At 54.2% G+C, this 11,694-nt stretch carries 11 protein-coding genes; 6 read left to right on the top strand and 5 right to left on the bottom strand.

The window, feature by feature from the left end:
* Nucleotides 1-48 precede the first annotated feature (48 nt).
* Complete coding sequence (locus tag ACT3RT_RS13000) at nucleotides 49-714, bottom strand: TenA family protein (RefSeq protein ID WP_353501973.1); 666 nt, start codon at nucleotides 712-714, stop codon at nucleotides 49-51.
* 1 nt (nucleotide 715) lies between these two features.
* Nucleotides 716-1,558, bottom strand: a complete 843-nt coding sequence (locus ACT3RT_RS12995; RefSeq protein ID WP_353501972.1) for a BtpA/SgcQ family protein — start codon at nucleotides 1,556-1,558, stop codon at nucleotides 716-718.
* 27 nt (nucleotides 1,559-1,585) lie between these two features.
* Here ACT3RT_RS12995 and ACT3RT_RS12990 point away from each other — a divergent pair, with 27 nt between their 5' ends.
* Entirely contained in the window at nucleotides 1,586-2,500 is a 915-nt protein-coding gene (locus ACT3RT_RS12990) for a ribokinase (RefSeq protein ID WP_496203084.1), read from the top strand.
* A gap of 93 nt (nucleotides 2,501-2,593) precedes the next feature.
* On the opposite strand, the gene ACT3RT_RS12985 is transcribed toward ACT3RT_RS12990, so the two are convergent.
* Nucleotides 2,594-3,490, bottom strand: a complete 897-nt coding sequence (locus ACT3RT_RS12985; RefSeq protein ID WP_353503962.1) for an ABC transporter substrate-binding protein — start codon at nucleotides 3,488-3,490, stop codon at nucleotides 2,594-2,596.
* 420 nt (nucleotides 3,491-3,910) lie between these two features.
* Between ACT3RT_RS12985 and ACT3RT_RS12980 the strand changes: the two genes are divergently transcribed.
* The 5 genes from ACT3RT_RS12980 to ACT3RT_RS12960 all read left to right on the top strand — a co-directional run bounded on the left by ACT3RT_RS12980 (nucleotide 3,911) and on the right by ACT3RT_RS12960 (nucleotide 9,505).
* A complete protein-coding gene (locus ACT3RT_RS12980) occupies nucleotides 3,911-4,930 on the top strand; it encodes a LacI family DNA-binding transcriptional regulator (protein WP_353501970.1) in 1,020 nt (339 codons plus the stop codon).
* A gap of 501 nt (nucleotides 4,931-5,431) precedes the next feature.
* Entirely contained in the window at nucleotides 5,432-6,187 is a 756-nt protein-coding gene (locus ACT3RT_RS12975) for an ATP-binding cassette domain-containing protein (protein WP_353501969.1), read from the top strand.
* Nucleotides 6,188-6,227: 40 nt separating this feature from the next.
* Complete coding sequence (locus ACT3RT_RS12970; RefSeq protein WP_353503961.1) at nucleotides 6,228-7,226, top strand: ABC transporter permease; 999 nt, start codon at nucleotides 6,228-6,230, stop codon at nucleotides 7,224-7,226.
* Between the two features lie 4 nt (nucleotides 7,227-7,230).
* Nucleotides 7,231-8,328, top strand: a complete 1,098-nt coding sequence (locus ACT3RT_RS12965; RefSeq protein ID WP_496200302.1) for a phosphotriesterase family protein — start codon at nucleotides 7,231-7,233, stop codon at nucleotides 8,326-8,328.
* 34 nt (nucleotides 8,329-8,362) lie between these two features.
* A complete protein-coding gene (locus tag ACT3RT_RS12960) occupies nucleotides 8,363-9,505 on the top strand; it encodes a M20 family metallopeptidase (protein ID WP_496203083.1) in 1,143 nt (380 codons plus the stop codon).
* Between the two features lie 18 nt (nucleotides 9,506-9,523).
* Here the strand turns inward: ACT3RT_RS12960 and ACT3RT_RS12955 are convergent, their stop codons facing one another.
* Together ACT3RT_RS12955 and dgcN are read right to left on the bottom strand one after the other, a co-directional pair.
* Nucleotides 9,524-10,423 (bottom strand): LysR family transcriptional regulator, encoded by a 900-nt coding sequence (locus tag ACT3RT_RS12955; RefSeq protein WP_185690022.1) that lies wholly within the window; start codon nucleotides 10,421-10,423, stop codon nucleotides 9,524-9,526.
* Between the two features lie 88 nt (nucleotides 10,424-10,511).
* Nucleotides 10,512-11,522, bottom strand: coding sequence for an N-acetyltransferase DgcN (dgcN, locus tag ACT3RT_RS12950; RefSeq protein WP_496203082.1), 1,011 nt, complete (start codon nucleotides 11,520-11,522; stop codon nucleotides 10,512-10,514).
* Between the last annotated feature and the right edge of the window lie 172 nt (nucleotides 11,523-11,694).

Here is an 11,694-nt window from a genome sequence, read left to right as displayed (position 1 = left end):
AGATAAAAGCCTTCCAAATGGAAGGCTTTTTTATTCCTGGGCAAAGAGTTAATCAAAGGCGGCGCTGTGGAAATCAATCTCCCACTGCAACACCTGCCCATACAGCGCTGACAGATGCTGGCGCTGCTCCTCGCTCAGCGACGCGGCGCAGTTGTCCAGTTCTGCCTTCAGCCAACTTGCCTGATCGATAAAGGTTTTCTCGGCATGCATCACCACCCAATCTTTCACTTCCGGGTCAGCAATGGCGGACTGGCTGACGCGCGTACACCAGTGGTAGTACATCCACTCGGCACCAAACATCAGGGTGAGGATCTCGGCATAACTGCCGTTTTGCGCGGTGCGCAGCATCCCCTGACTAAAGCGCGAGACGTCCGGCGCACTACGCTGATAGTCCGACGGCGTCACCTGGCGCTTTTCCATCACTCGCTCGAAATAGGCAATTTGCTCATTTGCCAGCGCGTCGAGCACGCCAATCAGCCAGCGCTGATGGCGGATATCCGGCGCTTTAATTACCGCATAGGAAAATATGCCAATGGCCGTGGCCACGAAATCCCCTTCATACACCAGATATTGATTAAATACCTTGGCAGGCAGACTGCCGTCTTCAATGCCGGTGACAAAAGGATGGTATTGCATGGCGTGCCAGACTTCCTGATGCTCCTCAAGCAGCCAATCGGTAAACGAATTCTGACTTTTTCCCATTGCGGTCGACATATTAGTCCTCCAGTTCAGCGCGAGCGATAGACATGAAGTGTTTGACTCGCTCAAGTTCAACCTGATTCCACCACACGCCGCCGAACTTCAGCGTACTGGCCACAATCACTCCCTGCGTACGCTGTAAAATAGCGCAAATATTGTCCGGCGTAACGCCTGAACCTACCAGCAGCGGCAGCTCGGTGGCGGAGCGGATTTCGTCGATTTCCTCCATGGTGGCGCTGTCGCCAGTGCGCTGGCCGGTGGCAATTACGCCGTCTGCCAAGAAGAAATCTACGTCGCGGGTTAATTCAGGTATGGAACGGTCGGCCACAATGGCGTGACTGCCGTGTTTAACATGGCTGTCGGCGAAGATTTTGATGTGCTCGGCGCGCAGCTGGGAGCGATAGCGCAGCGCAATGGCGGCAGCGCCTTCAATAAAACCTTCGTTGGCAATGTAGGCGTTGGCCCACTGGTTGACGCGGATAAAATCTGCGCCGCCGGCCAGCGCTGTGGCTAATGCTGGGATGGCGGCGTTGGCTAATACGTTAATACCCAGCGGCACGCCGAACTCTTGTTTAATTCGGTCAGTGATCACCGACATAAATGCCGCCGTTTCATGACCAATATTTTCTGGTTTAGAAAAAGGAATGTCACCGTGGTTTTCAATAATCAGCCCGTGAATGCCGCCCTTTAAATAAGCATCGGCATCTTTTAACGCCACATCAATTATTTTATTAATTGATTTACCCTGATAATTTGGCGAACCAGGAAAGGCTTCACAATGTACTACACCCATTATTGCTTTAGAACGAGAAAATATTTCTTGAATCGCGCTTGGTTTTCCTGCTGATATAGATGCCATCTTCATTCACCTTCTAGGGGATTAATTATGCGTGTATTCGTCGTAGGTAATACAGGCGTTGACGAAACGTATGTAATAAATGAAATACCTGAAAAAGGCGCATCAATTCACGGCCAGAAAATAAATCAAGATCTGGGCGGTAAAGGCGCTAATCAGGCGGTTATTCTTTCACGTTGCGCGGTGAGCACTGTGCTAATTGCCGCAACCGGAAATGATAATCAGGGCCAATGGTGTCGCCAACAATTAGCCCAAGAGTTATTAACTTTATTTCCGGAAGAATCATTAAACTGTCGCACAGATACCTCACTTATATTAAATACCGCTGACGGCGATAATTCTATTATCACCACCACTACTGCCGCCGATGCATTATCATTAGCGGATATTGAACAGGCATTAAATAAAGCACAGCCTGGTGATGTTGTATTACAGCAGGGGAATTTCTCATTAGAGAAAACCGCCGCCGTTTTCCAGTTGGCCCGTCGCCTAAGCTTGCGGACCGTTTTCAATCCTTCGCCGGTCAAACCGGCCTTCTCCCAGCTATGGCCACTGGTCGACTTACTGGTGGTCAACCGGGGTGAAGCGAGCTATTTCACCGCGCCTCAGCTGCCGCCGGTGGAATCCGCCAGCGAACTGCTGCGTGCCGGAGCCTCTGCCGTAGTGGTGACGCTGGGAGCTGACGGCGTCTATTTCGCCACTGCCGACCAGCAGCTGCATGTTGCCACGCCGCCGTGCAAAGTGGTGGATACCACCGGCGCTGGCGATACCTTCTTAGCCGTGATGCTGGCCTCAATGCTGCGCCGCTCAGCACCTTTCCCCCAGCAGCTAGACCTGCAACGCGCCGCGCGGGCGGCGGCCATCACCATCAGCCGTACCGGCACCTTTAGCGCATTTCCAAGCCAAACCGAACTGGTGGAAATACTCAATTCGCCTCTGGCCTAGCGGCTAGCGGGTTACGCTGAAATCACGTAACCCGCTCTTTTCTTTCTATTTTTAACGACTTTTTTTGCCACTGCTTTTCATACTTGATTAAGCTTATTGCTTAAATAATGGACGGAATGTATCCACGTTAGCTTTTGTCACGATAGTGGCCGGAACCTGAATAGTCTTGTCGACCGTTTTGCCATCTACCACCAGCGTATTCAGTGCCTTAACGGCTGACGCGCCCATGTTCTCAGGGTCTTGTTGCAATACCGCCGCCACATAGCCCTGATCAATGCCGCTGACGGCTTTCGCAGTCAGATCCCAGCCAAACACTTTGATATCTTTCTGGCGGCCCTGGTTTTCCACTGCGGCAATCGCGCCCAGCAGCGCAGGCTCGCCGGTGGCGTAAATCGCGGTCATATCCGGGTTGCCGGTGATCAGGTTTTCTGCCGCCGTCAGGGCGTCATCCTGAATATTTCGGCCATCGACCACGCCCACCACTTTGATGCCATCGTGGCCTTTCAGGGTGTCTTCAAACCCTTTTTGGCGCTGGTTTTGAATTGCGGAATTCAATGCGCCGACGATGCCCAGCTTGGCTTTCCCGCCCATATTGTCTTTGACGTATTTAGTGAAGTAATTACCAATCAGCGCCCCGCCCTTATTATTATCTACGCCAACCTGCGCCTTTTGCGGGCCTTCTGGCAATACGGCATCGATAGCAATAACAGGAATATTTTTAGCGGCGGCTTCTTTAATGGCCGGCATAATGCCGTTTACATCAATAGCATCCACCATGATCCCTTTAACACCTTGCTGAATATAGGTTTCAATCGCATCGTTTTGTGAAACCGGATTATCATTGGCATTGAAGATAACTAATTTTGCCCCAGACTTGGTGGCTTCTTCTTGTGCGCCTTTATTCATTAAGTTGAAGAACAGCGCCTGTTGGTTAATTTGCACCAGAGCATAGGTCGGCGCGTCTGCTGCAAAAGCTGAATAACTGAACATTGAAAGAGTCAGAGTAGCGATAGCTGTGTAGGCCGCTTTTTTTAATTTCAAAGCGTTAAAGGGAGAAAGTGATTTTTTCTTTCCGGTGTTGTTCAACATAATGACATCCTCAAGATTTGGTGATGACAATGCAATAAGCTGGCGGCAACAACTTTAGAAAGTCGTTGAGCAGCTGAAACCTGAACGAAAGCATATAACTATGCACACTCAGGAGAATGTTGGCGGGAGGCACACGTCAGAATGTCGATTTAACGAAACAGACCGTTCCAAACGGAGAGTATTCGCTGAAGCTGGTAATGCGGGTAAACTGTTAATTACAATTAAACGACGTCAAAAAATTGTCAAGTATAAATTTTATCTGATCCGTGGCATTGTGAGCAGCGTGTCAACTGAAGCCCTTATGTGAAGGATGAAAAGTTAATGGGAACAAAACGGGTAGTGTTGTCCGACGTCGCGAAATACGCCGGCTTGTCGAAAGCGACGGTCTCGCGTTACCTCAACAAAAGCATCTCTCTGCCCCAGCCCACGGTCGCGCGGATTGAAGAAGCCATTAAGGCGCTGGATTACCGCGCCAACAGTCTGGCCCGCAGGCTGAGCAAGGGCGGCAGTGAAACCATAGGTTTAGTGCTGCCGGACATCGCCAACCCCTTCTTCGCCGAGCTGGCCGATGCCGCCGAGGAAGCCGCTTCCCAGCATAAATACAGCCTGGTGTTGTGCGTCACCCGCAACAATCTGGAGAAAGAGTGTCAGTTCATTCGCTGGCTGGATACGCGCCAGGTCGACGGCCTGCTTTTCACCACTAACCGCCCGGATAACGGCCAGCTGCGCGAGCAGTTGAAGGGCCAGCGCCACGTGGTTTTGCTGGATGAAGATGTGCCCGGCAGCACGGTACCCAAAGTATTTTCGGATAATGTTCACGGCGGCGAGTTGGCGGCGAACAAGCTGATTGCCGCCGGGCATCGGCACATTGCCTTTGTCGGCGGGCCGGATGAATTGATGAGCGTGCGCGAGCGCCATCAGGGTTTTCGTCAAGCTTTACTCAACGCGGGCCTGCCCTACAGCGCCGACATGGTGCTTTATGGCGATTACAGCCGCACCTTTGGTCGCGCCGCGCTCGACCAGTTACTGGCCTTGCCACAGCCGCCGACCGCCATTTTTGCCGCCAGTGACTATTTGGCCCTTGGCCTGCTCGACGGCATGCGCCAGCGCGGTCTGGCCGTTCCGGCTTCACTCTCTCTGGTGGGTTTCGATGACGCCATCTACTCAGATTTGATCACCCCGCGCCTCTCCACCATTCGCCAGTCGGCAAGGGAGTTGGGGCGTGTCGCGGTTGAAACGCTGATCAAGCTGTTTAACGATGAACCCGACGTGTCGCAGGTGTCGCGAATTCCCGTAGAGTGGATCTCACGCGACTCGGTTGCCCCTCCAGCGAAATCGTAGATTGATTAGTTTTAGTGCACGAATCAGGCGCATTTGCGCCTTTTTTGTGCAACTAAAAAACCTGCACCCCTATTGCCCGCCTTGCTTAAACCTGCTCAGCTGATGTGAATTAGCTCTCAAATAATAAAATTTTAGCCTTTTTGTCACTTAATCATCACATTGATTATTAATGAATTTAACATATCTGCTGTTTATTTTTTGAACCCGATCACTTTTCCCCGCGAAATTAACTGGCATACATTCTGCTAGATTCAAACCGGCGACACAGAGTTCCACACTCAGAATATTTTTGACCATTACGGGTGCGGGAAAAGACATCGCCGTTATTTTTGCCTTTTGGGTAAACCGGTTTACAAGGATAGAGAAATCGGAAGAGGCAAGAAGACGGCATTGTCAGCAGCGGCAGGTTTATGGCGCGGCACCCGCAAGCCCCTCACCAGTTGGAGAGCAATTATGTCTCAAGAGATGTCCAGAAACTTATCTGGTTCACCCCGGGTCGAGATGGTAAATATCACCAAAACCTATGGTTCAATCCGCTCTTTGCGCGGCGTAAACCTGAGTTTGGCACCCGGCGAAGTGCTGGGTTTGGTCGGTGATAACGGCGCGGGTAAATCCACGCTGACTAAAATTTTGGCCGGTGCCGTGGTGCCGACCGGTGGAACCCTGCGCATTGACGGTCAGGATGTCCATTTCGCTAACCCTTCTGACGCGCGCCGCTGCCATATCGAAATGGTCTATCAGGATCTCTCGCTGTGCGACACGGTCAACGTGGCGGGCAATCTGTTTATGGGCCGCGAACCTCAAACTCGCGTGTTGGGCATCCCCTTCCTCGACGAGAAAAAGATGCACGAAGAGGCCCACGAAATGCTGCAAGGCTTGGGGATCTCCATCCCCGACACTCGCCTGCTGGTGCGCAATTTGTCCGGCGGTCAGCGTCAGGCCATTGCCATCGCCCGCGCCGCCGCCTTCAACCCGAAAGTGTTGATCATGGACGAACCCACGGCCGCGCTGGCGGTTGCCGAGGTGGAAGCCGTGCTCGAACTGATTCGCCGGGTCAGCGCACGCGGCGTCAGCGTGATCCTCATTACACACCGTCTGCAAGATCTGTTCCTGGTTTGCGACCGTATCATGGTGATGTACGAAGGGACCAACGTTGCCGATCGGCAAATCTCCGAAACCAGCTTGTCCGACATTGTGAATTTGATTGTCGGCGAGAAGTTCGAGGCCCACTCTGCGCGCGAAGCTGTGCACCACTAAGCGCCGTCTGGTGAATTAAAAGGGTAAGCCCATGAGTATCATAAACATGTCCAGTCCCCGACTTATTAAACAATCGGTTACCCGGCGCATGCTGCACAACCATTCAGGCGTGGTGAGCATTGCGGTATTTTTCATTTTCTGTTGCGTGGTGTTCTCTTTCGCAACGGACAATTTCCTCAGTGGATACAACTGGTTAAACATCCTCCGTCAAAGCGCGCCGCTGCTGATTGTCGCGGCCGCTATGACGTTGGTGATCACCACCGGCGGCATTGATTTGTCGGTCGGTTCGACGCTGGCGCTGGTCGGCGCGTTATCCGCAATCGCCTTAAATAACTGGGGACTTCCGTGGCCCGTGGTGCTGATTGGCGGGCTGGCGCTTGGCGGCCTGATTGGCGCCATCAATGGCTACTTCATTGCCTATGAGGGCATCCCAGCGTTTATTGTCACCTTGGCAACCTTGGCGGTCATTCGCGGGGTGGCGCTGTTGATCACTCAGGGCTACTCCATCCCGATTCCGGCGGACAGCCCGTTCACCCTGCTCGGCCGCGCCTGGGTTCTTGGCCTGCCGCTGCCCGCCATTATCGGCGTGCTGGCGTTAGTCTTTGGACACGTGCTGCTCAACCATATGCGCTTTGGTCGCTATGTCACCGCCATTGGTGCCAATGCCGAAGGGGTGCGTCGCGCCGGGGTCAATACCAAATCGACCACCATGTGGGTTTACGTGATTTGCGGGATGGCAGCGGCCTTAGCCGGAATGATCATTACTGCGCGTCTGGGCAGTGGTTCGTCAAATCAGGGCGAAGGCTTTGAATTGCAAGTGATCGCAGCCGTTGTTTTGGGCAGCACCAGCCTGTTTGGCGGCTTCGGCACCATTATCGGCACCCTGCTTGGCGCGCTGTCCATCGCGGTTATCCAAAATGGTCTGATCCTGTCGCACATGTCGCCGTTCTATACTCAAATCGCCACTGGCTTAATCATTCTGCTGGCTATCTGGCTGAACACCCGCATTTTCAACCCGGTTCGAAGTAGTAAAGGATAGCGCCATGACCTCTAAAGACGGTTTCGCAGGTTCTTTATTTAGACATGCCGACCCTTTCCCGCTGGGCGCGGAGAGTGGTTTCGCCATGACCGTGCTCGGCCCGTTGGCGGTGGAGAAACTGGGCGTCACCCTGATGCACGAGCACATCCTGCTCGACGCCTCGGGCAAGTGGGTGCCGCCCTGCTGCTGTAGCGAGCGGCACATCGCCGAGATGCCGGTGAAAATTGAGAATCTGGGCGAATTGCAGCTTAACCCTTTGATGAGCCGTGATAATTGCCAGCTGTTTGATTCTGACTTAGCCGTTGAAGAGTTGATGAAGTTCCGCGCGCTGGGGGGCGAAACCGTGGTCGACCCGACCAATATCGGCATAGGACGCGACCCGAAAGCCTTGCAACGCATCTCAAGACTGACCGGTTTAAACATTATTATGGGTACCGGCTTCTACCTTGAGCCGTCTCACCCCGACTATGTGAAAAGCCGTTCGCTGGAAGCGCTGACCGATCAGATTATTTATGACGTCGGCGGCTTCAGCGATAAACCTGATGTGGTGGCCGGGCTGATTGGCGAAATTGGCGTATCGGCAGCCTTCACCGCGAATGAGGAGAAATCCTTGCGGGCGGCGGGTCGCGCCAGCGCCAAAACTGGCGTGCCGATGCAAATCCACTTGCCGGGCTGGGAGCGTTACGGCCACAAAGTGTTGGATATTCTGGCGGAAGAAGGCGCCAACCTGCGCCACGTGGTGCTGTGCCACATGAACCCGAGCTTTGCGGATAAGAACTATCAGCGAACTCTGGCCGAGCGCGGCGCTTTTCTCGAATACGACATGATTGGCATGCCCTATTTTTATGCTGACGAAAGCGCGCAATCGCCCTCCGACGAAGACAACGCGCGGGCGATTCGTGAGCTGATTGATGACGGGTTTATCGAGCAAGTGTTGCTGTCGCAGGACGTTTTCCTCAAGACCATGCTGACCAAGTTTGGCGGCCACGGCTATGGCTACATTCTCAAACACTTCGTGCCGCGTTTGCGTCGCCACGGTGTCACCGGTGAACAGCTGGAAACCTTGTTAATCGGCAACCCGCAGCGCGTTTTCAGTCGCTAAACCGATCGCAAAAATCTGCATTAAGGAGCGCCAAATGGATCAAGACGTTATCGCCCTAACCCGCGCTCTGCTTGGCTTCAACACCATTAACCCGCCGGGTGACGAAGTGGAGTGCCTAAGCTGGCTGGCGAATTTTCTGAGTGACACCGGGTTTGAGGTCAAACTACAGCCTTTCGGTGAACGGCGCTGCAACCTGATTGCCACTTTAGCAGGCTCGGCGGCGGGTAAACCTCTGGCGTTTACCGGCCATCTCGACACGGTTCCGCTGGGAAACGCCCGGTGGAAGTTCGATCCTTTTGCCGGAGAGATCGCTGACGGTAAGCTTTACGGCCGTGGCAGCAGCGATATGAAGGCGGCCATCGCGGCCTTTATTGTCGCCTGCATTCATCGCCAAGGGGTCATTGCGCAGAACAGCGGCGTGATGCTGATCCTAACCGGCGGCGAAGAGACGGGCTGCGACGGCGCGCGCGCCATGATTAATGATTCAAACCTGACACTGGCCCAGCCGGGGGCGCTGATTGTCGGCGAACCCACGGGCAATTACCCGATGGTCGGCCACAAGGGCGCACTCTGGCTGCGTTGCGCTACCCATGGCAAAACCGCCCACGGCGCGATGCCGGAGCTGGGGATTAACGCCATCTATCTGGCGGCTGACGCTATTGGCAAGATTCGTCATTTCGACCCCGGCCCGCCGCACCCATTAATGAAGAAACCGACGCTCAACGTCGGCACTTTTCAGGGCGGATTGAACATTAATTCGGTGCCGGACAGGGCCAGTTTTGATGTGGATATGCGTACCGATCCAATGCTGGTGCACTCTACATTGAAATCGCGCTTGCAACAGCATTTAAGTGACGTTGTCACTATAGAGACCTTAGTTGACCTTCCCGCCGTGCTGACTGAGCGGCAAAACCCTTGGGTGCAGAGCGTATTCGAGCACTGCCAGCCGCTGCATGACACGCCGGTCGATGCCAAAATTGTGCCCTATTTTACCGATGCCGCGCTGTTGGTTGACGCCTTGGGCAATCCGCCCTGCCTGATCCTCGGGCCGGGCGAGCCTTCAATGGCTCACCAGACTGACGAGTATTGTCGGGTTTCACGGCTGGAAGAGAGCGTGGAGTTATATCAGCAGATCATTGAAGACTATTATCTGTTGATCGACAAAGGGGCCCTATAAAGGAGGGAAAATTGAGTTTCAGGCAGGGTTCAGCAGTTGCCCTTCCAACTCCCACAGCTTGTGGCGAATCAGCTGCTGAAGTTTCAACGCAGCCTGTGACGCCGGCTGATCTTTGCGGCTGAGCAAAATCACCTCGAAAGGCAGATACTCCACCACTGGCAGGATTTTCAGCTGCCCGCGATAGCGGCTGGCGGTGAAGGTATCCACCACGCCGACGCCACCTCCGGCCAGCACCACATCGGCAATCACCGAATAGGTTTTGATATACAGCTGCGAACGCGGCGACAGGCCATGCTCGTGCAGAACGCGATTTAGCACCTGCCCCAAAGGGTCCTGCTGCTGCAACATTAATAACTCGTTGTCACACAGCCAGCTCAGCGAAACCGGGCCTTCCTGCGGGCTATCGAGTGGCAACAGCGCCACCATGTTGGCCTGATAAACAGATTCGGCAATCAGCTCGCCGGGCACCTGTTCGGCGAAAGTCAGGGCAAAATCCATCTTGTATTGCAGTAGATCCTGACTCAGCGTGTTGAAGTGGGTAGTCACCAATTCAACGCTGCCGCCGGGCGTCTGACGGCGGAAATTGGCTAACACCGGAGCCATAATCACCTGCCCGAGGGTATGAGCCGACCCCATGCGCACGTGCTGACCTTCCCCCTGACGCAGCTGCTCGGCCAAGGCAGAAATAGTCTGGATATGGCTAAATAAGGCGTCAATTTCCGGCATTAATCGCCGCCCTTCTGGGGTCACAATCAACCCCTGCGGGCTGCGTTCAAACAGCGCAAAGCCCAGTTGCTGCTCGGCGTGGTTGAGCACGCGGCTAACGTTAGGCTGCGACACGTTAAGCAAACGCGCCGCGCCGCTGACGCTACCCGCCTGTAAAACGGCTTGAAAAACTTCAATGTGACGAAGACGCATGCGCCAGTGGCTCCACAAAAAAACTGATAACTGAAGGTAGCAAAATGGCTGTCACTTGGCTGCAACATCTGTGTTCAGATACGGTAAATCAGCCCTGTTCTTTGACCCACTGCGCCACCTCTTGCATACCAAAGCGCACGGGATCGGTGGCCGGCACGCCAAACTCGGCGCTAATTTCCGCCAGTGCGGCTTTGGCCTGTTGCTCATCCACCGCCGAAGTGTTGAGTGAGAAACCGGCCAGTCGAACATGTGGGCTGGTCAACCGCGCCGCCGCGAGATTGGTTTCTACGCACTGGCGTAAACTTGGCAGCGGCATATGAGGTAAATGGCGCATATGCGGACGGCCAAGCTCATGACACATGACCAGCAAATCGGCCTGTGCGCCGTGGATCAGCCCCATGCTTACCCCGGCAAACGATGGGTGGAACAGCGATCCCTGCCCCTCGATAATGTCCCAATGATTGTCTTGATTGGCCGGAGCCAGTGTTTCTACCGCGCCGGAGATAAAATCGGCAATCACCGCATCAATGGCAATTCCGGCTCCGGCGACTAAGATGCCGGTCTGCCCGGTGGCGCGAAAATCTGCCTGAATATCCAGCTGGCGCAGCGCCGCTTCCAGCGCCAGCGAGCTGTACATCTTGCCGACAGAGCAGTCGGTGCCGACGGTCAAAATACGTTTTCCGCCACGGCGTTTGCCAGTCCCGGTGTCCAACGCGGGTTGCATATGGCGCACGTCAAACAGTTCCACCTGATACTGTTTGGCAAGCTCCACCAGCTCAGGAACATCATTCAACCCTTGATGCAAGCCGTTCGCCACGTTTAAACCGGCGCGGATCGCCGCTTTAATGGATGTTAACCAATGCCCAGGAAGCTTGCCGCCAGAGTTGGCGGTGCCCAGCACCATGGTTTTCGCCCCCTGCTGCTTGGCTGTAACCACATCCATTTCTTCCAAGCCGAGAGAAATGGAGTCCTCCGCCAGACGTAGTTGGCCGATACAGACCTCAGGGCGCCAATGGTGGATGCCGCGCGCCGTTTTGACTGCCAGCGGATCGGTCACATCACCTAAAAACAGTAAATAAGGTTTGGGAATGGTTTGCATAGACTTGGTGCTCCTTAACTTGGGCAGCTAATAAAGGAAAACACGACTATTCCATGCGAGTTGCGAAGTGACGAATACTTGTTTAGTGCAGCGCTATACCTTCAGGCTATGGGTTAAGCGATTGAAGTGTAAGGTATGAGAACGAAAGGCCAGCGAGGCAAATTCAAGACGA

Origin of the sequence: Ewingella sp. AOP9-I1-14 (assembly GCF_052375995.1) — a bacterium.
Taxonomy (GTDB): domain Bacteria; phylum Pseudomonadota; class Gammaproteobacteria; order Enterobacterales; family Enterobacteriaceae; genus Ewingella; species Ewingella allii.
Note: the sequence above shows the minus strand (reverse complement) of the source record. Positions and strands in the feature narration are given on the sequence as shown.